The 24,758-nt window shown below is 68.6% G+C and carries 24 protein-coding genes; 7 read left to right on the top strand and 17 right to left on the bottom strand.

Annotation, left to right across the window (positions count from 1 at the left end; genetic code table 11):
- Positions 1 to 5 precede the first annotated feature (5 nt).
- The 3 genes from cobJ to ACFWPK_RS25235 all read left to right on the top strand — a co-directional run bounded on the left by cobJ (position 6) and on the right by ACFWPK_RS25235 (position 3,089).
- A complete protein-coding gene (gene cobJ, locus ACFWPK_RS25245) occupies positions 6 to 1,610 on the top strand; it encodes a precorrin-3B C(17)-methyltransferase (RefSeq protein ID WP_378919791.1) in 1,605 nt (534 codons plus the stop codon).
- Between the two features lie 278 nt (positions 1,611 to 1,888).
- On the top strand, positions 1,889 to 2,389 hold the full coding sequence (locus ACFWPK_RS25240; protein WP_378919708.1) for a ubiquitin-like protein: 501 nt from the start codon (positions 1,889 to 1,891) through the stop codon (positions 2,387 to 2,389).
- Between the two features lie 157 nt (positions 2,390 to 2,546).
- On the top strand, positions 2,547 to 3,089 hold the full coding sequence (locus ACFWPK_RS25235; protein ID WP_378919706.1) for a PadR family transcriptional regulator: 543 nt from the start codon (positions 2,547 to 2,549) through the stop codon (positions 3,087 to 3,089).
- A 43-nt stretch (positions 3,090 to 3,132) separates the two neighbouring features.
- Here ACFWPK_RS25235 and ACFWPK_RS25230 read toward each other — a convergent pair whose 3' ends face one another.
- The 3 genes from ACFWPK_RS25230 to ACFWPK_RS25220 all read right to left on the bottom strand — a co-directional run bounded on the left by ACFWPK_RS25230 (position 3,133) and on the right by ACFWPK_RS25220 (position 6,129).
- Positions 3,133 to 3,885: a cobalt-precorrin-6A reductase gene (locus ACFWPK_RS25230; protein ID WP_378919789.1), complete on the bottom strand. Its 753-nt coding sequence runs from the start codon at positions 3,883 to 3,885 to the stop codon at positions 3,133 to 3,135.
- Positions 3,886 to 4,105: 220 nt separating this feature from the next.
- Positions 4,106 to 5,380 carry a precorrin-6y C5,15-methyltransferase (decarboxylating) subunit CbiE gene (gene cbiE / locus ACFWPK_RS25225; protein ID WP_378919704.1) on the bottom strand — a complete coding sequence of 425 codons (1,275 nt, stop codon included), beginning with the start codon at positions 5,378 to 5,380 and terminating at the stop codon, positions 4,106 to 4,108.
- Positions 5,377 to 6,129, bottom strand: a complete 753-nt coding sequence (locus ACFWPK_RS25220; protein ID WP_378919703.1) for an SDR family NAD(P)-dependent oxidoreductase — start codon at positions 6,127 to 6,129, stop codon at positions 5,377 to 5,379. The genes cbiE and ACFWPK_RS25220 overlap by 4 nt, the downstream gene beginning before the upstream one ends.
- Positions 6,130 to 6,248: 119 nt before the next feature.
- On the opposite strand from ACFWPK_RS25220, the gene ACFWPK_RS25215 reads away from it, so the two are divergent.
- Entirely contained in the window at positions 6,249 to 6,647 is a 399-nt protein-coding gene (locus ACFWPK_RS25215) for a PPOX class F420-dependent oxidoreductase (RefSeq protein ID WP_378919701.1), read from the top strand.
- 10 nt (positions 6,648 to 6,657) lie between these two features.
- Here ACFWPK_RS25215 and ACFWPK_RS25210 read toward each other — a convergent pair whose 3' ends face one another.
- Complete coding sequence (locus ACFWPK_RS25210) at positions 6,658 to 7,785, bottom strand: M24 family metallopeptidase (protein WP_378919699.1); 1,128 nt, start codon at positions 7,783 to 7,785, stop codon at positions 6,658 to 6,660.
- A 97-nt stretch (positions 7,786 to 7,882) separates the two neighbouring features.
- On the opposite strand from ACFWPK_RS25210, the gene ACFWPK_RS25205 reads away from it, so the two are divergent.
- Positions 7,883 to 8,857: a 5'-3' exonuclease H3TH domain-containing protein gene (locus ACFWPK_RS25205; RefSeq protein ID WP_378919697.1), complete on the top strand. Its 975-nt coding sequence runs from the start codon at positions 7,883 to 7,885 to the stop codon at positions 8,855 to 8,857.
- A 103-nt stretch (positions 8,858 to 8,960) separates the two neighbouring features.
- On the opposite strand, the gene ACFWPK_RS25200 is transcribed toward ACFWPK_RS25205, so the two are convergent.
- From ACFWPK_RS25200 to ACFWPK_RS25170, 7 genes are all read right to left on the bottom strand, one after another.
- A complete protein-coding gene (locus tag ACFWPK_RS25200; RefSeq protein WP_378919695.1) occupies positions 8,961 to 9,713 on the bottom strand; it encodes a DUF4333 domain-containing protein in 753 nt (250 codons plus the stop codon).
- A gap of 120 nt (positions 9,714 to 9,833) precedes the next feature.
- On the bottom strand, positions 9,834 to 12,533 hold the full coding sequence (locus ACFWPK_RS25195; protein WP_378919694.1) for a DEAD/DEAH box helicase: 2,700 nt from the start codon (positions 12,531 to 12,533) through the stop codon (positions 9,834 to 9,836).
- Positions 12,534 to 12,536: 3 nt separating this feature from the next.
- Positions 12,537 to 13,490: a twin-arginine translocase subunit TatC gene (gene tatC / locus ACFWPK_RS25190; RefSeq protein ID WP_378919692.1), complete on the bottom strand. Its 954-nt coding sequence runs from the start codon at positions 13,488 to 13,490 to the stop codon at positions 12,537 to 12,539.
- Between the two features lie 97 nt (positions 13,491 to 13,587).
- Positions 13,588 to 13,860, bottom strand: a complete 273-nt coding sequence (gene tatA, locus ACFWPK_RS25185; RefSeq protein WP_378919690.1) for a Sec-independent protein translocase subunit TatA — start codon at positions 13,858 to 13,860, stop codon at positions 13,588 to 13,590.
- 92 nt (positions 13,861 to 13,952) lie between these two features.
- The gene (locus tag ACFWPK_RS25180; protein WP_378919688.1) at positions 13,953 to 14,981 is read right to left on the bottom strand and encodes a 2-dehydropantoate 2-reductase; all 1,029 of its coding nucleotides are present in this window, start codon (positions 14,979 to 14,981) and stop codon (positions 13,953 to 13,955) included.
- Positions 14,978 to 15,961 carry a helix-turn-helix transcriptional regulator gene (locus ACFWPK_RS25175; protein WP_378919686.1) on the bottom strand — a complete coding sequence of 328 codons (984 nt, stop codon included), beginning with the start codon at positions 15,959 to 15,961 and terminating at the stop codon, positions 14,978 to 14,980. Before ACFWPK_RS25175 ends, ACFWPK_RS25180 begins: the two co-directional genes overlap by 4 nt.
- Entirely contained in the window at positions 15,958 to 16,953 is a 996-nt protein-coding gene (locus tag ACFWPK_RS25170; protein WP_378919684.1) for a helix-turn-helix transcriptional regulator, read from the bottom strand. The genes ACFWPK_RS25175 and ACFWPK_RS25170 overlap by 4 nt, the downstream gene beginning before the upstream one ends.
- 97 nt (positions 16,954 to 17,050) lie before the next feature.
- Between ACFWPK_RS25170 and ACFWPK_RS25165 the strand changes: the two genes are divergently transcribed.
- Entirely contained in the window at positions 17,051 to 17,356 is a 306-nt protein-coding gene (locus ACFWPK_RS25165; RefSeq protein ID WP_378919682.1) for an MTH1187 family thiamine-binding protein, read from the top strand.
- Between the two features lie 44 nt (positions 17,357 to 17,400).
- On the opposite strand, the gene ACFWPK_RS25160 is transcribed toward ACFWPK_RS25165, so the two are convergent.
- From ACFWPK_RS25160 to ACFWPK_RS25140, 5 genes are read right to left on the bottom strand one after another with little or no spacing between them, the layout of a single operon-like run.
- Positions 17,401 to 17,856 (bottom strand): MaoC family dehydratase, encoded by a 456-nt coding sequence (locus tag ACFWPK_RS25160; protein ID WP_378919680.1) that lies wholly within the window; start codon positions 17,854 to 17,856, stop codon positions 17,401 to 17,403.
- Complete coding sequence (locus ACFWPK_RS25155) at positions 17,853 to 19,355, bottom strand: long-chain fatty acid--CoA ligase (protein ID WP_378919678.1); 1,503 nt, start codon at positions 19,353 to 19,355, stop codon at positions 17,853 to 17,855. The genes ACFWPK_RS25160 and ACFWPK_RS25155 overlap by 4 nt, the downstream gene beginning before the upstream one ends.
- Positions 19,352 to 20,509, bottom strand: coding sequence for an acyl-CoA dehydrogenase family protein (locus ACFWPK_RS25150; protein ID WP_378919676.1), 1,158 nt, complete (start codon positions 20,507 to 20,509; stop codon positions 19,352 to 19,354). Before ACFWPK_RS25150 ends, ACFWPK_RS25155 begins: the two co-directional genes overlap by 4 nt.
- A 16-nt stretch (positions 20,510 to 20,525) precedes the next feature.
- Positions 20,526 to 21,278, bottom strand: coding sequence for a 3-oxoacyl-ACP reductase FabG (fabG, locus tag ACFWPK_RS25145; protein ID WP_378919674.1), 753 nt, complete (start codon positions 21,276 to 21,278; stop codon positions 20,526 to 20,528).
- Between the two features lie 16 nt (positions 21,279 to 21,294).
- Positions 21,295 to 22,446, bottom strand: a complete 1,152-nt coding sequence (locus tag ACFWPK_RS25140; protein WP_378919672.1) for an acyl-CoA dehydrogenase family protein — start codon at positions 22,444 to 22,446, stop codon at positions 21,295 to 21,297.
- Positions 22,447 to 22,574: 128 nt separating this feature from the next.
- Between ACFWPK_RS25140 and ACFWPK_RS25135 the strand changes: the two genes are divergently transcribed.
- On the top strand, positions 22,575 to 23,210 hold the full coding sequence (locus ACFWPK_RS25135) for a TetR/AcrR family transcriptional regulator (RefSeq protein ID WP_378919670.1): 636 nt from the start codon (positions 22,575 to 22,577) through the stop codon (positions 23,208 to 23,210).
- A gap of 93 nt (positions 23,211 to 23,303) precedes the next feature.
- On the opposite strand, the gene pafA is transcribed toward ACFWPK_RS25135, so the two are convergent.
- Positions 23,304 to 24,662 (bottom strand): Pup--protein ligase, encoded by a 1,359-nt coding sequence (gene pafA / locus ACFWPK_RS25130; protein WP_194824832.1) that lies wholly within the window; start codon positions 24,660 to 24,662, stop codon positions 23,304 to 23,306.
- Positions 24,663 to 24,758 lie beyond the last annotated feature (96 nt).

Below are 24,758 nucleotides of genomic sequence, written 5' to 3'. Positions count from 1 at the left end.
GTGAGATCAGCACCGGCAAACTGTGGGGTATCGGCCTCGGCCCCGGCGATCCGGAACTGGTGACCGTGAAGGCCGCCCGGCTCATCGCCGAAGCCGACGTGGTCGCGTTCCACAGCGCCAAGCACGGGCGCAGCATCTCCCGCGCCATCGCGGCGCCGTACCTGCGCGCGGGGCAGATCGAGGAGCACCTCGTCTACCCGGTGACCGTGGAGACGACCGATCATCCCGGTGGGTATCAGGGTGCGATCGACGAGTTCTACGAGCAGGCGGCCGCGCGGCTGGCCACCCACCTGGCCGCGGGACGCACCGTCGCGCTGCTCGCCGCCGGTGATCCGCTGTTCTACTCCTCCTATATGCACATGCACCGGCGGCTGGCCGGACGATTCGACGCCGAGATCGTTCCCGGCATCACCTCGGTCAGCGCGGCATCGGCGGCGCTCGGCACTCCCCTCGTAGAGGGTGAGCAGGTGCTGACGGTGCTGCCGGGCACCATGCCCGTCGAGGAGCTGACCCAGCGCCTGCGCGAGACCGACGCCGCCGCGATCATGAAGCTGGGACGCACGTTCCCCGGTGTGCGCCAGGCGCTTTCGGACTCCGGCCGCCTCGAGGACGCCTACTACGTCGAACGCGCGAGCAGCACCCGGCAGCGGGTACTCGCCGCGGCCGACGTGGACGAGGCAGACGTTCCGTACTTCTCGATCACCCTCGTCCCCGGCCCGACGCCGACCACGGTTATCCCCGCCCGCGGCGCTTCCGGCCATCAGCCCGCGGACATCACAACCACCGTCACTGCGGCGCCCGACCGACCGGCACCTGCCGAGTCCCGTCCCGACGACTCGATCACCGCGGATGTGCCGGGCGAAGTCGTTGTCATCGGCCTCGGCCCCGGCGACGCGGACTGGACGACGCCGCAGGTCACCGCCGCATTGGCCGAGGCGACGGATCTCGTCGGCTACACCACATACATCGATCGAGTCCCCGAACGGGCGGGCCAGCGCAGGCACGCCAGCGACAACAAGGTCGAATCCGAACGGGCCGCGATGGCCCTCGACATGGCCAAGCGTGGTGCTCGCGTCGCCGTCGTATCCTCCGGCGATCCGGGCGTTTTCGCCATGGCGGCAGCCGTCCTCGAGGTATCGGCCGAACCGCAGTTCAAGGATGTCCCGGTGCGGGTGCTGCCGGGCCTGACCGCCGCCAACGCGGTGGCCAGCCGGGTCGGCGCGCCACTCGGGCACGACTACGCGATGATCTCGCTGTCGGACCGGCTCAAGCCGTGGGATGTTGTCGCCCAACGCCTTTCGGCGGTCGCCGCAGCCGACATGGCCATCGCGATCTACAACCCGGCTTCCTCGCAACGACGCTGGCAGGTCGGCGCCATGCGCGAGGTACTGCTCGAACACCGCCCGCCGCAGACACCGGTGGTGCTCGGCCGCGATGTCGGCGGGCCGACCGAATCGGTCCGGGTGACCACCCTGGGCGAGCTCGATCCGGACGAGGTCGATATGCGCACACTGCTGATCATCGGATCCTCGACCACCACCACCTTCGACACGCCGGAAGGCACCCGCGTTTTCACCTCGCGCAGGTACGGGTCGGTACCGAGCCGGTAGTCCGCGCCCGGCCATCAGCAAACCGCACGGTCGGTACCCCCGCACGACCCGCGCCGAGCGGCCGCCGGATCGGCGCGGCAGGCGCCTCCCGGCGACCCGCGGGCGACCGAAACCACCGCGATTCTCGGCGACCCGCGCGATCGGCGACGCCCGGCGATGCGCGCCCGCGGTGGCACACTGGTTCCGCGGGCCTGCCCGCGAGCACGACAGCGTGACAGCTCGTTTCCTGGTTCGATTCCCCAACGCGTCCCACGAGGACGATGAAAGGATTCACCACGATGAGTGTTCAGCACCACGCACAGCACACCCTCAGCACCCGATTACGACGCGGCGTGACGGTCGGCCTGATAGCCGCCGCCATGGCGGTTCCCGTTGCCGGGATCCTGCCGGTCACCGCGTCGGCCCTGCCACCCCTCCCCCCGCTGCCCACGGCACCCGCCGTTCCCGAGCTGCCTGCGGCCCCCGAGCTGCCGGTCTCTCCCGAGCTGCCTGCCGCTCCCATCGCCCCCAAGTTGCCCGGCCTGCCAGGGGCACCCCTCGCCGAGACCGCGAACAGCATCACCGTGATGGTCAACGGCTTGGACGGCGAGCCCATCTCGGTCAGTGTCGACACCACCGCCACCGTGAAGGACCTGAAGGTTCTCATCCAGGAACAGACCGGCGTTCCGGTGGCTGATCAGCAGCTCGTCACCGAGAGCGAGATCAAGCTCGAGGACTTCGCGACGGTGGCGTCCTACGAACTGGCCGACGGTGACATCCTGAACCTCGCGTTGGCCTGAGCCTGACGGGTCGACCATCGCGGCGGTGGTGCTCCGCGCGCGAGCATCACCGCCGCACCCCGGCCCGGCGAACGCGCCGCAACACGGGCACTATTGGCGAACCGCCCACCCAGGCGTAACGTTCCACTTAGGAATGTAGTTCGAAGGGAGTTGACCGTTGACCGACATCGCGACACGACGCCGCCCGCTGAACTCCACCGCGGCCTCGCTACTCGGGTTCCTGCACGAGGGTCCGAAGTCGGGCTGGGATCTCGCCACCCAGGCCCAGCAACGCATCGGCGACTTCTGGACCATCACGCAGAGCCAGGTCTATCGCGAACTGTCCACCATGGACGCCGCGGGCCTGGTGACCAAGGGTGAACGCGGCGCCAGGGAGCGCACGCCGTACCGGATCACCGATGTCGGGCGCGAGGCCTTCGCCGAGTGGATCGGGCGCGATCCGGGCGCCGAGACCATCCGGGTACCGCTGCTGCTCACGCTGTCCTTCGGCGAGCACCTGGATCCGGCGCATCGTGATCGGATCATCGCCGCCAACAAGAACATTCATCAGGATCGTCTCGACCGCTACCTCGATGAAGACGAAACCGCCCTGGCACCCTACCAGCGGGCCACCCTCGAATTCGGCATCGCCTACGAGCGCGCGGTCCTGCACTGGTTCGACCAGCTGCCGACGATCTTCACGCCGCCGAACCCGCGCTGACTCCCGTTCGGCCCACCCGCGGCCCGACCGGCAACGGCCGGGTTCAGCGCACCCGGTGCGAGGTGGACTCGCGCAACCACTCGACGGCGTCGCCGACCTCGGACACGGTGACCGCGCCCGCGGGCAGCGGTGGCCGGTCGATCATGATCACCGGCAGACCCGCGGTGCGGGCGGCGAAGATCTTCGCCTCGGTCTGCTCACCGCCGCTGTTCTTGGTCACCAGCACATCGATGCGATGGCGCGACATCAGCACGAGTTCTTCATCGAAGGTGAACGGCCCACGCGCCAGCAACAGTTTCGCGCGCGGTGGCAGCGGGACCTCGGGGGCGTCGATGGAGCGGATCACGAAACCGTGCCCCGTACAGCCGACGAACGCGCCGACGCCCTGGCGGCCGATGGTCAGCAGGACCTGTTCGTCGCGGGCGGTCAGGGCCGCGGCCGCCGAGGCGAGATCGGGCACCCGGGTCCACAGGTCGCCGGGCCGCTGCACCCACTCCGGGCGGCGCAGATGCAGCGCGGGGATGTCCAGATCGGCCGCGGCGGTGGCCGCGTGCGCGCTCACCTTCGCGGCGAAGGGATGGGTCGCGTCCACGACAGCGTCGATCGCGTTCTCGCGTAGCCAGGTTCGGAGGCCCTCGACGCCACCGAACCCACCCACACGGACCGCACCGACCGGCAGCCGCGGATTGGCGACCCGACCGGCGAGGGAGGACACGATGTCGAGTCCACGCTCGCCGCACGCTCTGCGCGCCAACTCCCTGGCCTCACCGGTGCCACCGAGGATCAAAACTCTCAGGACAGCCCTCCGAAATCATCGGCACCGGCATCGCCATCGAACTTCGAGTACTTCATGTAACTCTCCATCGTGGAAAACGCACCGGGGGGATTACCCGGAACGGCAACGACCCTACCCCCGAGCCGAGGGTTCTACACGTTCGGTCCGAAACTTTTACGGCGCGCGGACCCAGCGACAACGGATTCATCGTGATCTGCGCGTGATCTGATCGTGATCGGGACTACCGGTCCGCGCTCCGTCGACCAGCGGGTTTTCGGACGATCCACTGGGCGACCGGCAAGTGCGGTCGCCAGGCCGTGAACCCGCCGAGCGGTTCACCTCGATAGATCTGAAATTTGCGCAGGGTGCCACCGAACCGGGCAGACCAGTCGAGCAGCAGCGCTTCCGATTCCGCGGTCACCGCGTTGGCGACGAGGCGGCCGCCGGGGCGCAGGCGCTGCCAGCACCGCTCGAACATGCCGTCCTGGGTGAGGCCGCCACCGAGAAATATGGCGTCGGGCGCCGTGATCGTTTCTTCGGCTAACTCTGAGCGCACCTCACCGCGGATCGTTATTCCCGGCACCCCGAGCGCACCGATATTGGTCGCGATTTGTTCGCGGCGGGCGGGCAGCCGTTCGAACGTCACGGCGCGGCACAGTGGATGAGTGCGACACCATTCGATGGCGATACTGCCCGAGCCGCCGCCGATATCCCACAGCATTTCCCCCGGTGTAGGGGCGAGAGCGGTGACGGTGAGGGCGCGGACCTCGGCTTTGGTGAGCTGGCCGTCGCCGGCGAAGGCGGTGTCGGCCAGGCCGGGCAGGCGGGTGTCGCGGCGGGTGCCCGGGTCGGCACGACAGTCGATGGCGACGATGTTGAGTGGGTCCCCAGGCGGGTGCGGCCAGGTAGCGGCGGGGCCGGTGCGCAGGTGTTCGGTGGGGCCGCCGAGTTGTTCGAGGACGGTCAGCGTCGAGGCACCGAACCCGTTGTCGCGCAGCAGTTCCGCGATCCGGCTCGGGGTCGTCTCGTCTTCGCTGAGGACGAGGATCCGACGGCTTTCGGACAATTCGGGCAGCACGGTGGGCAATGGCCGGGCAACCACGCTCACCACCGCAGTTTCGGCCAGTGGCCAACCGAGCCTGGCGCACGCCAGCGATGCCGAGGAGGGCTGCGGGAACACGCGCAGCGCCGCCGGGCCGAACCGGCGGGCCAGGGTGACGCCGATGCCGTAGAACATGGGATCGCCGCTGGCGAGGACGCCGACACGTCGACCGGCATTGCGCGCGAACAGCTCCGGCAGTGCGGGCAGCAGCGGCGTCGGCCACGGTACGTGTTCGACCTCGCTCGCCGGAAGCAGTGCCAGCTGACGTGGGGAGCCGAACACGACGTCACACTCACCGATGGCTCGGCGGACGTTGTCCCCCAGCCCGGACCAGCCGTCGGCCCCGATTCCGGCCACCACGATCGGATGCCCGGTCCAGTCGGTACCGCTCGCCGCGGAATGTCCCTCGGTCACCGTGGCATCCGGCGCCAGACGGATTGCGGGAGCAGGCGCATCACGAAGAAGGCCAGGGCCAGCCGGCCGGGGATGGCGACTCGGGTGGCGCCCTTGCCGAGGCTGCGGACGACGGCGTCGGCGACTTGGCCGGGGGTGCTGGACATGGGCGCGGGTTCCATGCCGGTGGTCATGCGGCCGATCACGAAGCCCGAGCGCACCAGCAGCAGCTGCACGCCGGTGCCGTGCAGGGCGTCGCCGAGGCCGCTGGCGAAGCCGTCCAGGCCCGCTTTGGCCGAACCGTAGACATAGTTCGCCCGGCGCACGCGCACGCCCGCGATAGAGCTGAATACGACGATCTGGCCGGACTCCTGCGCGCGCATCAGGGTCGCCAGGGTCGTGAGGACACTGACCTGGGCGACGTAGTCGGTGTGCACGACGGCGACCGCGTGCGCCGGGTCGTGTTCGGCACGGTCCTGATCGCCGAGGACACCGAAGGCGAGCACCGCGGTCGCGATGCCACCGTGCTCGGCGGCGAGCTTGTCCAGCAGGGGCGCGTGGGTTGCCGTCTCGTCGGCGTCGAATTCCACGGTGTGCACGGCGGTCGCCCCCGCCGCGCGCACCTGCTCGATCTCGGCGTCCAACGCGTCGGCACGGCGGGCGGCCAGGATCACCACCCGTCCGGGCGCCAGCCTGTGCGCCACCTCGAGGCCGATCTCACTGCGCCCGCCCAGGACCAGCACCGGCCCATCGTTCTGCTGCATTCCCATGGCGCCAGTCTGTCATCCGGCCGAGGTGGCCGGTTCCGGCCCGCCTCGGTTCCGTACGGATGGCTCGCGGACGAAACCCGCGCAGGTGTCAGCCGGTCGGCCCGGCTACCGTTTCCGGCATGCCGACCGCCACCACACAGCTCTCCCCCGCCGCCCTCGAGTTCGTCACCGAGCGGCACCTGGCCACGCTCACCACGCTGCGCGCCGACGGCACCCCACACGTGGTCGCGGTGGGATTCACCTGGGACCCCGACAGCGGGATCGCCCGCGTGATCACCGATGGCGCGTCGGTGAAGGCGCGCAATGCCGGACGCGGTGGCTACGCGGCGGTGAGCCAGGTCGACGGGGCGCGCTGGCTCACCCTCGAAGGGCCGGCGACGGTGCTCGACGACAGCGCCGACGTCGCGGAGGCCGTCCGCCGCTACACCGAGCGATACCGGGTGCCCCGGGTGAATCCGACGCGGGTCGTCGTCGCGATTCAGGTGCGCCGGGTGCTCTCCTCGAGCACGCTGAAATAGCCGGCGCCGCTTACAGCACCGTCAGGCCGTGCGGCCGGTTGTTCATCGATTCCACGCCGCCCTCGGTGACGACCACGATGTCCTCGATCCGCGCACCCCACGCACCACGGAAGTAGATTCCCGGCTCGATGCTGAACGCCATACCCGGCGCGAGCACCAGGTCGTTGCCCGCCACGATGTAGGGCTCCTCGTGCACCGACAGGCCGATGCCGTGCCCGGTGCGGTGGATGAAGGCGTCGGCCAGACCCGCGTCGGCCAGCACGGCGCGAGCGGCGGCGTCGATGGACTCCGCGCTCACCCCGGGCCGCACCGCCGCGACCGCGGCGGCCTGGGCAGCCTCGAGGACCGCCATCTTTTCGACGATCTCCGGGCTCGGGGTGCCGAGCACGTAGGTGCGGGTCGAGTCGGAGTAGTAGCCGGGTTCGACTGGGCCACCGATATCGATGACGACCACATCGCCCGCTTCGATGACGCGATCGGACACCTCGTGGTGCGGGTCGGCACCGTGCGGGCCACTGCCGACGATGACGAACGCCGCCTCGGTATGGCCTTCCTCGACGATCGCGGCGGTGATATCGGCACTCACCTCGGCCTCAGTGCGGCCCGCACGGAGGAATTCGCCCATCCGTGCGTGCACGCGGTCGATGGCCGCGCCCGCTCGGCGCAGCGCGTCGATCTCGGCCTCGTCCTTGATCATTCGTGATTCGCGGAGCACCGGCGTCGCCGAGGCGGGCAGCCCGGTCGTCGATTCGGCGAGCGGGATCAGGTGCAGGGCGGGCATGGCGTCGGCGACCGCGATGCGGGAACCGGCGTGCAGGATCGATCGGACCAGCTGGTACGGATCGACGCCGTCGACCCAGTCGAGCACCTGCAGGCCGAGTTCGCCCGCCGCGGAATCACCGAGGGAGGCCAGTTCGAGCTTCGGGATGACCACCGACGGCGTCGCTCCGTCGGCCGGGATCACCAGGCAGGTGAGCCGCTCGAAGGATTCCGCGGCCGAACCGATCAGGTAGCGCAGGTCGGGCCCTGGGGTGATCAGCAGGGCGTCCAGATGCGCCGCCCGCATCAACTCGACCGCCCGCTCCAGACGCTGACCGTAGACCTTCGCCGCGAACCTGGCATCCGTGTGCGCGCTCATAGGATCCGACGTTACCCGCCCCGCCCCGGCGGCAGCCACCGACGCCCATCGGCACGGCCACGGCCACGGTGTCGGTGGTTCGGGGCACAATCACCGGGTGACCGCTGACGAGAGCACCCGTGGACCCCTGCTGATCCTCGATGGCGCCAGCCTCTGGTTCCGCGCCTATTACGCCATCCCCGACAAGCTCAGGGGCGCGGACGGGCGCTCGGTGAACGCGGTGCGCGGCTTCACCGACATGGTGGCCTCGCTGGTCACCAAGCATCGCCCGAGCAGGCTCGTCGTCGGGCTCGACCTCGATTGGCGGCCACCGTTCCGGGTGGCGCTCGTGCCTTCGTACAAGGCGCACCGACTCGACACCAGCACCAGTGCGGCGCCCGGCGCGGAGGAGGTGCCCGACACCCTCACCCCGCAGGTCGAGATGATCCTCGAGGTGCTGGCCGCGGCGGGCATCGCCACCGGCGGCGCGGACGGCCTCGAGGCCGACGATGTGCTCGGCACCCTCGCGAGCCGGGAACGCACCGATCCGGTCGTCGTCGTCAGCGGTGACCGCGACCTGCTGCAGTTGGTGCGCGACGAGCCCGCCCCACCGGTCCGGGTGCTCTACGTCGGTCGCGGTCTGGCCAAGGCCGAACTGTTCGGCCCGGCGGAGCTCTCGGCGAAATACGGTGTCCCCGAACAGAATGCGGGACCCGCCTACGCCGACATGGCGACCCTGCGCGGCGACGCCTCCGACGGCCTTCCCGGCGTGGCGGGCATCGGCGACAAGTCCGCCGCCCAGCTGATCACGAAGTTCGGCTCGCTCGACGCTCTCATGGACGCCGTCGCCGATCCGGGTTCCGATATCGCCAAGGGTGTGCGTGCGAAACTCGTTGCCGCGCAGGACTATCTGAAGGTCGCCGCACCGGTGGTGCGGGTCGTCCGCGATGCCGATGTCGTCTTGTCGCGTCCGGATGTCCTGCCCGCCACCCCGGCCGACCCCGACCGGCTGCTCGCATTGGCCGCCGAGTACAACGCCGAGAGTCCGATCACCCGCCTGGTCACCGCGCTGACCGCGGCACACGCCGACTGACCAGTTCGCGACAGGGCCACCGTCAATCCGGACCCTCGACACCGCAAACGACACCGGGCCGCCCGCGTAATCGCGGACGGCCCGGAAAACGTAGTGCGAGCGCCTAGTTGGGGCGGCCGACCTCGTAGGTGCCGTCTTCCTTGGTGATCTTGACGGTGACCTTCTTCGCCTCGCCGCTGACCTTCAGGTCGCAGGTGAAGGTCGCGTCGACCTCGACCGCTTGGCCGGAAGGGCAGCTGACATCGGAGACGTCGGCGATGCCGTAGGAGTCCTTCAGCACGCGCGAGACACCGTCCTGCACGGCCGCGTTGTCGAGTTCGTCCGAGGAGAGCACGACCAGGAGCAGACCGATGACCGCGGCGACCACGAGCACGCCCGCGGCGATGAGCCCGATGATCAGACCCTTGCTCTTACCGCCGGAGGACTGCTGCGGCTGCTGGCCCCACTGCTGCTGCGGCGCGGCCTGCTGGCCCCACTGCTGCTGCGGCGCGGGCTGCTGGCCCCACTGCTGCTGCGCGTTGGCGGCCTGGTTGTTCCAGTCCTGCGGAGGCGGCTGGGTCTGACCCCACTGCTGCTGCGGTCCGGTCGGTTGCTGCGGCGGCACGCCGCCCTGCTGCGGCTGCTGACCCCACGGCTGCTGTGGCTGCTGTGGCTGTTGTCCCCACTGCTGCTGCGGCTGCTGCTGGTTCGGGTCACCCCACTGCTGAGTGGGCTGGGCGCCCTGTTGCGGCGGCTGCTGCGCGCCACCCCAGTGCTGGGTGGGACCGGCGCCACCGGCCCCTTGCTGACCCCCCCAGTGCTGGGTGGGATCGTTGTTCCCCTCCCCGGGGTTGTTCGGTCCGTAAGGGCCGCTCATCCACTCGCCTCCACTCGCATCATTAGTCCATACGGTAGCCCCCCGCGCCGGGCCTGCCGCATTCGCACGACATCCGCCTCACGGTCGGTACGCGAAGAAATCAAATCACAGACGCCCCGACTACGCGGCGTCCACCGCGACGACACCCCGCCGTACGGCACGCACCGCCTTGGCCGCGGTGGAGGCGATCTCGGGGTCGTCGGCGGTGTTGTGGATCTGATCGAGCAGATCGATCACCTGCCTGCACCACCGCACGAAATCGCCCGCCGACATCGTGGTGCCCTGGTCGCCACTGGCCAGCAACGCCTCGGCCAACGCGTCACCGCGCGCCCATTTGTACACCCCGGTGACGAACCCCAGATCGGGTTCGCGGGTGGGCGGGAGTTTGTGCCGCACCTCGTCGGAGCGCAGGTCCGACCACACTTCGATGGTGGCCGCGACGGCCCGCCGGATCGGGTCGGTTGGCCCCGCCGGGGTCAGCAGTCCGGTTTCCTGGCGTGATTCGTAGACCAGCGTCGATACCACCGCGGCGAGCTCGGCCGGGCCGAGTCCGCGCCACAGACCCTGACGCAAGGCCTCGGCTACTACGAGATCGCTCTCGGCGTAGATCCGGGCCAGCCGCCTGCCGTCGGCGGTCACCTCACCGTGGGCGACGAACCCGCGTTCCTCGAGCAGCCCGACGATCCGATCGAAGGTGCGTGCCAGCGAATTCGTGGTCGCGGCAACCTTCTGGCGCATCGTCTCGGTCTCGCGGGCGAGCCGCGAATACCGCTCGCCGGTGCGGCTCAGCTGCTCCCGATCGGGACGATCGTGCGCGGGATGGGAACGCAGACTGCGCCGCAGCGTCGAGAGTTGACGGTCTTCGCCGCCCCGAACACGATCGTTGCGCTTGCCCCGGCGCGGAGCCGAGATTCCGGTACCGCGCAACGCCGAGGCCAAGTCGCGGCGGATGCGCGCGGTCCGGTGATCGACCCGGCGCGGCAGATCCATCCGCCCGAGCGCTTCGGCGGGCTCCGGGAAATCGGCCGCGGACACCCGTCCGGCCCAGTGGTCCTCGGTGAGCACCAGTGGCCGCGGGTCGCCGGGTGTCTGGTCGGGTTCGAGGATCACCGCGAGCCCGGACCGTTTGCCCACCGGGATGGACACCACATCGCCACGACGCAAGCCGATCAGCGCTTTCACCGCGGCGCCGCGCCGGTCTGCCCGGCCCTGCTGCTGGATATCGCGCTCACGCTGCTTGATCCGGTCCCGCAGCGACAGGTACTCCATGAAATCGCCGTCGACGCCACCGAGCTGACTCTCCAGCTTGCGCAGCGCGCCCTCGTTGCGTTCGATGCCACGGACGAGCCCCACCACCGACCGGTCGGCCTGGAACTGGGCGAACGACCGTTCGAGGAGGGTTCGGGCCTCCTGGGCACCCATCCGGTCGATCAGGTTGATCGACATGTTGTAGCCGGGCCGGAACGAGCTGCGCAGCGGGTAGGTGCGGGTGGAGGCGAGGCCGGCCACCGCACTGGTGTCCACCTCGGGCTGCCACAGCACCACCGCGTGGCCCTCGACGTCGATGCCGCGCCTGCCCGCACGACCGGTGAGCTGGGTGTACTCGCCGGGAGTCAGCTCGGCGTGGGTTTCACCGTTGAACTTCACCAGGCGCTCGAGAACCACCGTGCGAGCGGGCATATTGATGCCGAGTGCCAGGGTTTCGGTGGCGAACACCGCGCGCACCAGACCCTTGACGAACAGGTCCTCGACGGTGTGCCGGAACGCGGGCAGCATGCCGGCGTGGTGGGATGCCAGGCCGCGGTGCAGGGCCTCGCGCCACTCCCAGTAGCCGAGCACCTCCAGATCGCCCTTGGGAAGGTCGCCGGTGTGCTTTTCGATGATCTCGTCGATCTGCGCGGCCTCGCCGGGACGACTCAGATCGAGGCGGGCGCGCAGGCACTGAGCCAGCGCGCCGTCGCAGCCCGCGCGGCTGAAGATGAACGTGATCGCGGGCAGCAGGTTTTCCTCGTCGAGGCGCGCGAGGACGTCCGGTCGCGGCAGCGGACGGAAGTTGCCACCGCGACCGCCTCGCCCGCGCGGACCGCCGTAGCCGTTCATCCGGTCGGCGCTCTCGCGCTGGCGGATGAACCGTACGAGGTCTTCGTCGACCACGACCTTGCGATCGCTGGACTTGGTGTCGAACAGGTCGAACATCCGCCGCCCGACCATCACGTGCTGCCACAGCGGCACCGGCCTGGTCTCGTCGACCACCACCGCGGTGTCTCCGCGCACGGTTTCCATCCACGCGCCGAACTCCTCGGCGTTGGACACCGTCGCCGACAGGCTCACCAGGCGCACGTCCGGCGGCAGGTGCAGGATCACCTCCTCCCACACCGCACCGCGGAATCGGTCGGCCAGGTAGTGCACCTCGTCCATCACGACGTAGGACAGGCCGTGCAGCGAGTCCGAGGACGCGTAGAGCATGTTGCGCAGTACCTCGGTGGTCATCACGACCACCGGCGCGCCGGGGTTGATCGACTGGTCACCGGTGAGCAGGCCGACACTGTCGCGCCCGTAGCGGGCGGTCAGGTCGGCGAACTTCTGATTCGACAGCGCCTTGATCGGCGTGGTGTAGAAGCACTTGCCGCCCGAGGCCAGCGCCATGTGCACGGCGAACTCACCGACGATCGTCTTGCCCGCACCGGTGGGGGCGCACACGAGCACGCTGTGCCCGTCTTCCAACGCCGCGCACGCGGTGCTCTGGAAGGGGTCCAGATCGAAGGAGATTTCGCCGGCGAATTTCGCCAGTTCGCTGGGCAGCCCCGGAGTGTCGGTCACCCCTCAGAGCGTATCGGAGTAGTCCGACACCGGGCGCGCGGTTTTCTCCGGCTCACGCACGGGATCGGCGGAGGCCACCGGTTCGGGAGTCTCCAGCGGTGAGGCCTGTTCGTCGTCGAGCGTGCCCCAGCCCTCCTTCGCCTCCCGGCGGGCCTTGCGAGCGTCGCTGAACCGCGAGAACTGGACCGCGAGCTCGAACAACACGGTCAGCGCGATCGCCAGCGCGAGCATGGAGAACGGGTCCTGCGGTGTGACGATCGCGGCGAAGACGAACAGGCCGAAGATCATCCCGCGCCGCCACGCCTTGAGCTTGGCGTAGGGCAGCACCCCGACCAGATTCAGCCCGATGATGATCAACGGAGTCTCGAAACTGACGCCGAAGATGATCAGCAACTGGATGATGAAGCCGAAGTACTGGTTACCGCTCAGCGCGGTGATCTGGACGTTGTCGCCGATGGTCATCAGGAACGACAACGCGTGCGACACCACCACATAGGCCAGGACAGCGCCCGTCACGAACAACACCGAGCCCGTCACCACGAACCCGACCGCGAGCTTGCGTTCCTTCGCGTACAGCCCCGGGGTGATGAACGCCCACAGCTGATACAGCCAGAACGGCGTCGCGATCACGACACCGGCGGTGAACCCGACCTTCAACCGCAGCATGAACTGGTCGAAGGGTCCGGTGGCGAGCAATCGGCAGGCGCCGTCAGGAGTCAGGGTGGCCCGCGCCGATTCGGGCAGCGCGCAGTAGGGGCCGCGCAAGATCTCGCCGAGGCTCTCGAGCCCGAAGAGGGTGTGGGCATACCAGTAGAAGCCGATCAGCGTGGTCACCGCGATCGCGGCCAGCGCCAGCAACAGCCGGGTGCGCAATTCCTGCAGGTGCTCGACCAACGACATGGTGCCGTCGGGATTCGTCCTGCGCTTGGTGCGCCGGGGATCGAACGGGATGCGCATAGTGGGTGGTGGCCTCTAACCCTCGGTTCGGCGGATGCTCGACTACACAGCACTTCGCCCCGGAGCGGTCACTACCGCCCCGGGGTGATGGCCGAGGTCAGAGGGTTTTGTGGCCCTGCTGCGGTTCGACGATCGGGGTCTGCGCCGGTGTCGCGGACGCGGACAACTGCTGCTGCGGCGCAGGGGTGGCCGTGCCGGCCTGCGGTGCGTCGGAAGTCGTCGACTCCGCCTGCATCTGGCCGACCTCGCTCTTGAAGATGCGCAGCGAGCGGCCGAGGCCGCGTGCCGCGTCGGGAAGCCGCTTCGCGCCGAAGAGCAGAACGAACAGCAACGCGATGATCAGCAGGTGCGTCCAGCTGAACGTGCCCATTATCAGATACCTCCAAAGACTGTGGTGATTACCGATGCTACCTGGGTTCGGACCGCGATGAACGCCCAGCCGCAGCGGTGTTCGCCACGCGTTCAATCCGTGACAGCGGCCGCCGCCCCGGTCAGCTCGGCGAACAACCGGCTTCCGGTGAATCGCGTGGCGTCGCCGGACTCGGCGATCCGGATCAGCTCCGTCAGCCGCCGATTGACCGGCGTCGGGTGCCCCACCATCTCGCCAAGACGCACTATTTCCCCACACAACCACGCGATTTCGGTGCGTCGGCCGAGCGCGAGGTCATCGGCCATCGACGAGCGAGCGATCGGATCGATCGCGAGCACCCGGCCGAACACCCGCCGGAAGACAGCGTCGGGAACACGCAGCAAATGCACCATCAACTCGGGCGGAACGGGGGTGAGCTGCGCGGGGCGAATTCGCGCAGTGTTCATCACGGCGAGTGCTTCGGACTGGGTCAGCGCGAGGCAGCGTCGGTAGTCGCGCTCGGCGAGCTCCTCGCGCAGCGGCCTGCCCGACAGTGCGTTGATCGGGTTGTTCAGATTGAGCAGCAGTTTGGCCCATTGCACCGGACGCAGGTCGCGGTGCCGGCGCAGCGGCAGGCCCGCCGCGCGGAAACGGTCGGCGAAGCGGTCGACGACCGGATCGTCCTGGATCGCGACGTCGCCGTCACTGGCACGGTGGAAACACCCCCGGCCGCGATGCACCACGTTGAACATCACCATCCCGGGCAGGGCGATGCTGGTCGGCAGGATCTCTCTGATCACGCTGGCGTTGCCGATGCCGTTCTGCAGGCTCACGACCGGCGTGCCGGGGCGTAATCGGCCCGCGACGGCACGGACCGCGGCGGCGGTGCCTGCGGATTTCACGGTCACCAGGACCAGGTCGGCCAGTTCGGGTTCGTCGGGTTCGAGCGCGAGGCCGAACCGGTCGGGCGGTACCTCGGTCGAGCCGCCGTCCAGATCGGTCAGGCGCAGGCCGTGCTCGGCGATGTCGTCGAGGATGCGCTGACGGCCGACGAAGATCACTTCCATGCCCTCGGCGGCCAGGTGACCGCCGATGAAGACTCCGACGCTGCCCGCGCCGAGCACAAGTACTCGCTGACTCACGCGGGCTCGGTCTCCCCCACCAGTCCGGCGGCCGCGTAGGCGGCCAGGGCGGCGTCGGCGCGCATGCGCACGGCCGCCACCAGTTCCGACGGCCCGAGCACGGTGACGCCGGTGCCGAAGCCGAGCAGCAACCGGGCCATCCAGTCCGGCGAGGCGAAGCGCATGCCTGCCTCGATGCTCCCGTCGGCGCGTGATTCGATCCGGTGCATGGGGTACTGGTCGAGCACCCACGCGTAGTCGGCGCGGATCCGCAGCCGGGCCAGCGGCACGGCCGGGTCGTCCTGGAACAGGTCGAGTGCGGCCGCGTCGTTGGCGGCGTGGCTGGGCGGGTGCGCCGGTTCGTCGAGTTCGGTGGCGTCCTCGATCCGATCGAACCGGAACAGGCGAACACCTTCGGCCTGCCTGCACCAGGCCTGCAGGTAGCTGTTGTTGTCGACCAGCACCACCCGGATCGGGTCGACGATGCGTTCGGACACCTCGTCTCGGCTGGCCGAGTAATAGACCAGGCGCAGGGCCCGCGCGTCGGCGAGCGCGGCACGCACGGTCGCGACCACCGGCTTTTCGACGGGGACCTCGACCGGTTTGCCGGTGACGACCGCATCGGTGCTCGCGATCGCCGATTCGATCTTGGCGATGGCGGCGTGCGCGGCGGTCGGGTCGACCATGCCCGGCATTTCCACGATCGAGCGCAGTGCCACCAGCAGTGCGGTGGCCTCGGTGGAGGTCAGCCGCAGCGGCCGCTCGATGCCGGCCGAGAAGGTGACCTCGATGCTCTCCTCGGAGAACGACAGGTCGATCAGATCGCCGGGACCGTAGCCGGGCAACCCGCACATCCACAGCTGATTGAGGTCGCTCATCAGCTGTTTGGTGGTCACACCCAGTTCGGCGGCGGCCTCGGCCGCGCTGATGCCTGGGTGCGCGAGCAGGTACGGCACCATGTTCAGCAGGCGCGAAAGGCGTAGGGACAGACGCGAACTCACGACGTGACCTCCGTGTGGTCGAGTACCGACCGTAGCCGGTTCATCACGTCGGCGCGCAGTTCCGGTGGTTGGAGAACGAGGACATCGGGGCCGAGGCCGGTGATCAGCCGGGCCACCCAGTCCCTGGACCGGACCGGCACCTCGAGCACCGAGCCGGGGCGACCGCCCAGATCCCGGGTATCGATTTCGGTGCCGATACGGCGCAATTCGCGTCCACGGCCCTTGGCAACCCACACGGTGGCCGACCCGGTGACGGGCGCATCGCCGGTGACCCGGTCGACGATCGCGCGCAGGTCGGTGTGCGCGGGCTTGTGCACCGCGTCGACCGGACCGTACGGCCGCACCTGGCCACCGATCCGCGACAGCCGGAAGGTGCGAACGGCGTCACGTTCGCGGTCGTGCCCGACGAGATACCAGCGCCCGTGCCGGGTCACCACACCCCACGGTTCGACATCGCGGGTCACGAACGGATCGGTGACGGCGCTGTGGTGTCCGAAACGCACCGCCTGACCCGCGTCGATCGCAGCGAGGAGTTCCCGCAGCACCGGTTCCGAGCCGCGGGTGCGGGCCGGCACCGCGGGCACCGAAACCCCGACGTTGTCGGTCTCGACGGTGACCCCGGCCGCGCGCAGCTTCAACAGCGCGCCCTCGGCGGCGCCCGCCAATTCCGGTGAGGCCCACATCTGCACCGCGACGGCGACCGCCGCGGCTTCCTCGCTCGACAGGTCGATATCGGGCAGCTCGTAGGCGTCCCGGTTGATCCGGTACCCCTCGAGTGTCGAGAACCGGCCCACCGGACCGACTTCCAGGGGAATGCCCAGATCGCGCAATTCGTTCTTGTCGCGCTCGAACATCCGGCTGAACGCCTCGTCGGTCGCGGAGTCCTCGTAACCTGCCACGCTGGCGCGAATACGTTCCGCACTCAGGAACTGCCTGGTCGACAGCAGCGCGATGACCAGATTCATCAGCCGCTCGACCTTGGATATCGCCACTCGATAGAGGGTAATGGTCGCGTCCACTCCCCCGCGCGTCGGCGCACAGTTGGGCCCGGGCCCAGCGACCATGAGACCACCCACCGAAAGGACCACTATGCTCGTCGCCTTCTCCGTCGCTCCCAGCGGTTCCGCCCACCACGACGGCTCGGTAGGCGAAGCGGTCGCCGCTGCCGTCCGCGTGGTCCGCGCTTCGGGTCTCCCGCACCGCACCGACGCGATGTTCACCACGATCGAGGGCGAATGGGACGAGGTGATGGCCGTGATCAAGGCAGCCACCGACGCCATCCTCGTCAGCGCGCCCCGCTGCAGCCTCGTTCTCAAGGCCGATATCCGGCCCGGGGTCACCGACGCGCTGCACAGCAAGGTCGAAACCGTCGAACGCTACCTCGCCGACGGTTAGATCCTAGGCCCCGATCACCGAGCAGAACGGGCGCCGTCGTCGGTTCAGAAAAGGCAGCGAGCGATCGAGTCGGCTACGCAGGCCGGGCGGTCGGCGTTTTCCAGTTCGACGATGACATGGCGGTGGATCTGGAAGCCGCCGGGGACTTCGGTGACTTCGGTGAGGGTGAGGTGGGCGCGGATGCGGCTGTCGACGGGGACCGGGGTGAGGAAGCGGACTCGGTCGAGGCCGTAGTTGATGCCTGCCTTCGCGGCGCTGACGGTCATGATCTGCTGGGTCATGGGCACGATCAGCGACAGGGTGAGGAAGCCGTGGGCGATGGTGGTGCCGTAGGGGCCCGCGGCGGCGCGTTCGGCGTCGACGTGGATCCACTGGTGGTCGCCGGTGGCTTCGGCGAACAGGTCGATGCGGCGCTGGTCGACGGTGACCCAGTCGCTGGGGCCGAGTTCGGTTCCGACCGCGGCACGCACGGCGTCGAAATCAGCGAAGTCCGTGGTCATGCCGCTCCTCCGAAATGTTGGCGCAGTTCGCGTTTGAGAACCTTGTGGGTGGGCCCGAGTGGTAGCTCGGTGACGAATTCGACCCGGCGCGGGTACTTGTACTTCGCGACCCGCAGCTTGGCGAATTCGATCACTTCCTGTTCGGTCAGCGCGCCGTCCGGCACCACGACCGCCATGATCTCCTCACCGTAACGCGCATCGGGCACGCCGATCACCGCGACCTGCGCGATCTTCGGGTGGCGCATCAGGGCCGCCTCGACCTCGGTCGGATAGACGTTGAAGCCGCCGCGCAGGATCATCTCCTTGATCCGGTCGACGATGCGCACCCGGCCCGTCTTGTCGCGGGTACCGAGGTCGCCGGTCCGGAACCAACCGTCGACCACGGCCGCGGCGGTCGCCTCCGGCCTGCCGGTGTAGCCGCCGAACACGTTGTGCCCGCGCACCACCACCTCCTCGACATCGCCGACGGGCAGCATTTCGATGCGATCGGTGATGGCGGGATCGGCGATCTCCACGTCGACTCCCCACACCGGATGCCCCACGGTGCCCGCTTCGGTACCGAAGCACGGCTGGTTCACCGCGGCGGTCGGTGAGGTCTCCGACAGGCCGTATCCCTCGAGCACCGGCGCGTGGAAGACCCGTTCGAATTCCTCGAGCACGGCGACCGGCAGTGCGGCGCCACCGCTGATGCACAGCTTCAGCGCAGGCAATTCCGGTGCCGAAGCCGCCGCCTCGATCAACGACAGATACATGGTCGGCACACCGTGGAACAGGTTGACCCGCTCGGCCGCCATCAGCGAAACCGCCGCGGCCGCATCGAATCTCGGCATCAGCACCAGCGTGGCGCCGATCCGCCACTGCGAATTCATCGACACCGTCTGCCCGAACACGTGGAACAGCGGCAGCGCGCCGAGGGCGATGTCGTCGCGGTGGATCTCGTTGGCGTCGAACGTGTTCACCGTCGCGCACATCACCATGTTGAGATGGCTGAGTTCGGCGCCCTTGGGTGTACCGGTGGTGCCGCTGGTGTAGAAAACGACGGCGGTATCGAGGGGACCACGCGAAACGAAGTTCGAGATCGCCTCGCCGACAAGCTCTTCGGGTGCGACGACATCGATGCCCGCATTCCTCGCGGCCTCGGTACCCGTCGCCGCGACCATCGGATGACAGATCAGCAGCGACGCACCGCTGTCGCGCAGCACGTACTCCATCTCCGGCGCGGTGAGCAGCAGGTGCACGGGCACGACCGTCGCGCCCGCGGCCAGGATGGCGAAGTAGGCACGCGGGAAGTCCGCGGTGTTCGGGCACAGCAACCCCACCCGGTCACCGGGTTTCAGGCCACGCGCGATCAGGGCACCCGCTTGTTCGCGGGCCTGGCGCCACAGATCGGCGAAGGTGATGCGGGTGTCGCCTTCGATCAGCGCGAGGTGGTTCGGCCGGCGGCGGGCAGGTTCGGCGAGAATGCTCGCCAGCGAGAGAGTGGCGTTCGTGGTGTTCACAAGCCCATGTCCTTGGCGATGATCATCTTCATGACCTCGCTGGTGCCGCCGTAGATCCGGTTGACCCGGTTGTCGGCGTACAGGCGGGCCACCGGGTACTCGTTGATGTAGCCGTAGCCGCCGTGCAACTGCAGGCAGCGGTCGATCACCCGCGAGGCCACCTCGGAGCAGAACAGTTTGGCCGAGGCCGCGTCGGCGGCGGTGAGCTCGTCGCGGTCGAGTGCCTCCAGGGCCCGGTCGACGACCGCCTCGGCCGCGTCGACCTCGGCCTGACAGGCGGCCAGTTCGAACTTGGTGTTCTGGAACTGCGCGACGGGCTGACCGAAAACGGTACGGCCCCTGGTGTATTCGAGGGTGAACCGGATCGCCGCCTTGGCCTGGGCGTAGGCACCGAGCGCGATCGAGAGCCGTTCCTGTGGCAGATTCTGGCCCAGGTAACCGAAACCCTTGTCGGCCTCGCCCAGCAGGTCCGAGACCGGAACCCGCACGTCGGTGAAGGACAGCTCGGCGGTGTCGGACACCTTCAGACCCAGTTTGTCCAGTTTGCGTCCCACCGCGTATCCGGGCGACTTCGTATCGACGACGAGCAGCGAGATCCCGTGGCGGCGATCGGTGTCCGACGCCGGGGCGGTCCGCGCGCACACGATCACCCGGTCGGCATGCACGCCACCGGTGATGAAGGTCTTGGAACCGTTGAGCACATAGTGCGTGCCATCGTCGGAAAGCTGTGCGGTGGTTCGCATTCCGGCGAGGTCGGAGCCGGTGCCGGGCTCGGTCATCGCGATCGCGAACATGATCTCGCCCGTGACGAAACCCGGCAGCCAGCGCTGCTTCTGCTCGTCGGTCGCGAGATTCTTCAGATACGGCAGACACAGGCCGACGTGCACGCCCGAACCGCCGAAAGACACACCGGCGCGGGTGGTTTCCTCCAGCAGGATCGCCTGGAACTTGAACGATTCGATCCCGGCGCCACCGTATTCCTCCGGCACCTCGATCCCGAACACCCCGAGGTCGGCCAGCCGGCCGTAGAACTCGCGAGGCACGATACCCGCCTCGTACCACTGGTCGAAGACCGGCGAGACCTGCGATTCGATGAACGCGCGCACGGTCTTGCGGAACGCCTCGTGCTCCTCGTTGAAAACTGCTCTCTGCATGATGGTTCTCCGAAATCTAGAGACGGCGTCCGCCGTCGACATACACGGTCTGTCCGGTGACGAACCCGGCATCGTCGGAAGCGAGGAACGCGACCACGTTCGCGATATCGGCAGGCACGCCGACCCGTCGCAGCGGGGTGATCCCGGCGGTCTTGGCCTGCAGCTCCTCAGCGCTCACGCCCATCCGTGCCGCGGTGGCCGCGGTCATCTCGGTGGCGATGAAGCCGGGGGCGACGGCGTTGACGCGAATCCCGAACGGGCCCAGTTCCATGGCCAGAGTGCGGGTCAGACCCTGGATGCCGGCTTTCGCCGCCGCGTAGTTGCCCTGGCCACGGTTGCCGAGCGCCGAGACACTCGAGGTGTTGACGATGGCGCCGCCACCGTTGTCCACCATGTGCTTCTGCGCGGCTTTGCTGCACAGGAACGCACCGCGCAGGTGTACTGCCATGACCGTGTCCCAGTCGTCGACCGACATCTTGAACAGCAGGTTGTCGCGCAGCACCCCCGCGTTGTTCACGAGCACGTCGAGCGAGCCGAGTTCGGCCACGGTGCGCGCCACCGCGTCGTTCACCTGCGCCTCGTCGGCGACGTCGCAGCCGAGGCCGATCGCGGTACCGCCCGCCGCGTTGATCTTCCCGGCGGCCAGTACCGCGGCGTCGGCGTCGAGATCGACGACGGCCAGGGTGAAGCCGTCTCGAGCCAAGCGGGCCGCGGTCGCCGCACCGATACCGCGGGCCGCACCGGTGACGAAGGCAGTTCTGTGGGTCATGGGTCGTACTCCTGTGTCAGACAATGGCGTTCACGCCGGTGAGCGCGCGCCCGATGAGCAGTTTCTGGATCTGGGTGGTGCCCTCGTAGAGGGTCAGCACGCGGGCGTCGCGCAGATACTTGGCGACGGGGAATTCGTCGATGTAGCCGTAGCCGCCGAACACCTGGATCGCGTTGTTGGCAGCGGAGACCGCGGCTTCGGAGGCGAACAGCTTCGCCATCGACGCCGCGGTACCGAAGGGTTCCCCCCGGTCGGCGAGATCGGCGGCGCGCCAAGCGAGTAGGCGTGCGGCGTCGGTCGCGACGGCGATATCGGACAGCAGTTCCTGGACCAGCTGGTAGCCGGCGATCGGCTTGCCGAACTGCGCACGCTCACCGGCGTAGCGCACGGCGGCCTCGAGGCAGGCGCGGGCCACACCGACGCACCCGGACGCGACCCCGATGCGACCCTTGTCGAGCGCCGACATCGCGATCCGGAAGCCTTGGCCCTCCTCGCCGAGTCGCAGCGCGTCGGGCACCCGAACCCCGTCGAGGACGAGTTCGGCGGTGGCCTGGCCGCGCAGGCCGAGCTTGCCCTTGATCTCGGTCCGGCCGAAACCCGGTGCGTCCGTGGGCACTACGAACGCGGTGACCCCCTTGGGCCCCGGTCCGCCGGTCCGCGCGAACACCAGCGCGTGATCGGCCCAGGTGCCGTTGGTGATGAAGATCTTGGTGCCGGAGAGGACCCAGTCCGACCCGTCGCGGGTCGCGCGGGTGTCCAGGTTCGCGGCATCGGAGCCGGTGCCGGGTTCGGTCAGCGCGAAACAGCCGAGCAGCGAACCGGCACAGATCCCGGGCAGGAACCGGTGCTTCTGCTCCTCGGTGCCGTACGCGGCGATCGACTTGCCGAACAATCCGAGCGAGACCGACACGATGCCGCGCACCGCGCTGTCGCCGCGCCCGAGCTCCTCGAGCAGCAGGCAGTAGTCGAAGGTGTCGCCGCCGGAGCCGCCGTATTCCTCGGCGATCCCGATGCCGAGGAAGCCCAGCGCGCCGAGTTTGCCGACGATCGCCGGGTCCACCGATTCGTCGCGATCCCACTGTGCGGCATACGGCACGACTTCCTTGTCCACCCACGTGCGGGCGAGTTCGCGCAGGTCGGACTGCGCGGGGGTGAGCTGGAAATCCACGGAACCACTCCTGAACCAAACGGCGTTAGGTTTACTCGGGCACCGTATCCTAACGCTGTTCGGTTAATCAAGGGTCATTTCGGCATCGGTGATACCGTTCGATTCCCCGACGAGAGATGGAGGGCCGCATGGCGAGGCCGCGCGTACCGCTGTTGAGCCGCGAGCGAATTCGCGACGCCGCGCTGGTGCTCATCGACCGCGACGGGCTCGCCGAGGTCTCCATGCGCAAACTGGGCGCCGAACTCGGCGTGCAGGCCGCCTCGCTCTACGGCCACTACCCGAACAAGGACGATCTCTTCGACGACATCGCCACCGGCATCATGAGCCTCGTCGACACCTCGGCCTTCGACACCGTGAGCTGGGATCGAGCACTCGCGGACTGGGCGCGCAGCTACCGCACAGCACTGGCTACGCACCCGAATTTCGTGCCCTACCTGGCAACGGGTCCCGGCCGCCGAGCCGAGAACCTCCGCGCCGCCGACGCGGTACACGGCGGCCTGGTCGGCGCGGGCTGGCCACCGCGCTACGCCACCATGATCGGTGCGGCCACGCGCTACCTGGTCATGGGTTCGACAGTGGGCTCCTTCGCCGGAGGCTTCGCCGACGATGTGCAGGTCTACCGCGACCGGTACCCGCACCTGAACCAGGCCCATCTGCTGCGCGCGATCGCCGACGAAATCGATGACGACAGTTTCGAATTGGCGCTCACCGCGTTCATCGCCGGCCTGACCGCCACCTACGCGACGGTCGTCACCGCGGACTGAGCGGCCCTACACACGACGAAACCGGTGGCGCCTACGCAATCGCTCCCATGCGCCACCGGTTCCGTCGTCGGTCCCCCCGTCTGAGGGGTTCGCCTACATCGAGGCGATCAGCCGGTCGACGCGCTCGTCGACCGATCGGAACGGATCCTTGCACAGCACCGTGCGCTGCGCCTGATCGTTCAGCTTGAGGTGCACCCAGTCGACGGTGAAATCGCGGCCCGCTTCCTGCGCGGCGGTGATGAAGTCACCGCGCAGCTTGGCCCGGGTGGTCTGCGGCGGGGTGTCCACCGCGGCGTCGACGGCGTCGTCCTCGGTGATCCGCTTGGCCAGACCCTTGCGCTGGAGCAGGTCGAAGACACCGCGACCACGCTTGATGTCGTGGTAGGCCAGATCCAGCTGGGCGATCTTGGGATCCGACATCTCCATGCTGTAGCGGTCCTGGTAGCGCTGGAACAGCTTGCGCTTGATCACCCAGTCGATCTCGGTGTCGACCTTGGCGAAGTCCTGCGCCTCGACCGCGTCGAGGGTGCGACCCCACAGATCCACCACCGCGTCGACCTGCGGATCGCGGTCGCGGTTGCGCAGGTGCTCCACCGCGCGGGCGTAGTACTCGCGCTGGATCTCGAGCGCACTGGCCTGACGTCCACCGGCCAGGCGCACGGGACGACGACCGGTGAGATCGTGGCTGACCTCGCGAATGGCCCGTATCGGGTTGTCGAGGGCGAAATCGCGGAACGACACCCCCGCCTCGATCATCTCCAGCACCAGCGACGCCGTACCCACCTTGAGCATGGTGGTCGGCTCGGCCATATTGGAGTCACCGACGATCACGTGCAGGCGCCGGTACTTCTCGGCGTCGGCATGCGGTTCGTCGCGGGTGTTGATGATCGGGCGCGAGCGGGTGGTCGCCGAGGAGACGCCCTCCCAGATGTGCTCGGCGCGCTGCGACAGGCAGAACGTGGCGGCCTTCGGCGTCTGCAGCACCTTGCCCGCACCACAGATGAGCTGGCGGGTGACCAGGAACGGGAGCAGCACATCGGAGATCCGGGAGAACTCGCCTGCCCGGACCACGAGGAAGTTCTCGTGGCAGCCGTAGGAGTTGCCCGCGGAGTCGGTATTGTTCTTGAACAGGTAGATGTCGCCGCCGATACCTTCTTCGGCGAGGCGCTGTTCGGCGTCTATGAGCAGGTCTTCCAATACCCGCTCGCCCGCCCGGTCGTGGGTGACCAACTGCACCAGGCTGTCGCATTCGGCGGTGGCGTACTCGGGATGCGATCCGACGTCGAGGTACAACCTGGCACCGTTGCGAAGGAAGACATTGGAGCTACGGCCCCAGGACACCACCCGGCGGAACAAGTACCGGGCTACCTCGTCGGGGGACAGCCGACGGTGACCGTGGAAGGTGCATGTCACACCGAACTCGGTCTCGATCCCCATGATTCGTCGCTGCACACTATCGACACTACAGCCATGACCAGTGCCCGCGCGGCGCTCCTGACATCCCATTCGCATACGTGTTCACAACGATTCGGACAGCGAACGACCCCC

The sequence above is a fragment of the Nocardia sp. NPDC058519 genome, assembly GCF_042719755.1.
Classification (GTDB): domain Bacteria; phylum Actinomycetota; class Actinomycetes; order Mycobacteriales; family Mycobacteriaceae; genus Nocardia.
Note: the sequence above shows the minus strand (reverse complement) of the source record. Positions and strands in the feature narration are given on the sequence as shown.

What these genes read in the sequence shown, in the direction of transcription:
- ACFWPK_RS25240 (WP_378919708.1), top strand. Translation starts at nt 1,889, where the DNA reads ATGAGTGTTCAGCACCACGCACAGCACACCCTCAGCACCCGATTACGA.
- ACFWPK_RS25220 (WP_378919703.1), bottom strand. Translation starts at nt 6,129, where the DNA reads ATGGGAATGCAGCAGAACGATGGGCCGGTGCTGGTCCTGGGCGGGCGC.
- ACFWPK_RS25215 (WP_378919701.1), top strand. Translation starts at nt 6,249, where the DNA reads ATGCCGACCGCCACCACACAGCTCTCCCCCGCCGCCCTCGAGTTCGTC.
- ACFWPK_RS25210 (WP_378919699.1), bottom strand. Translation starts at nt 7,785, where the DNA reads ATGAGCGCGCACACGGATGCCAGGTTCGCGGCGAAGGTCTACGGTCAG.
- ACFWPK_RS25200 (WP_378919695.1), bottom strand. Translation starts at nt 9,713, where the DNA reads ATGAGCGGCCCTTACGGACCGAACAACCCCGGGGAGGGGAACAACGAT.
- tatC (WP_378919692.1), bottom strand. Translation starts at nt 13,490, where the DNA reads ATGCGCATCCCGTTCGATCCCCGGCGCACCAAGCGCAGGACGAATCCC.
- tatA (WP_378919690.1), bottom strand. Translation starts at nt 13,860, where the DNA reads ATGGGCACGTTCAGCTGGACGCACCTGCTGATCATCGCGTTGCTGTTC.
- ACFWPK_RS25165 (WP_378919682.1), top strand. Translation starts at nt 17,051, where the DNA reads ATGCTCGTCGCCTTCTCCGTCGCTCCCAGCGGTTCCGCCCACCACGAC.
- ACFWPK_RS25160 (WP_378919680.1), bottom strand. Translation starts at nt 17,856, where the DNA reads ATGACCACGGACTTCGCTGATTTCGACGCCGTGCGTGCCGCGGTCGGA.
- ACFWPK_RS25150 (WP_378919676.1), bottom strand. Translation starts at nt 20,509, where the DNA reads ATGCAGAGAGCAGTTTTCAACGAGGAGCACGAGGCGTTCCGCAAGACC.
- fabG (WP_378919674.1), bottom strand. Translation starts at nt 21,278, where the DNA reads ATGACCCACAGAACTGCCTTCGTCACCGGTGCGGCCCGCGGTATCGGT.
- ACFWPK_RS25135 (WP_378919670.1), top strand. Translation starts at nt 22,575, where the DNA reads ATGGCGAGGCCGCGCGTACCGCTGTTGAGCCGCGAGCGAATTCGCGAC.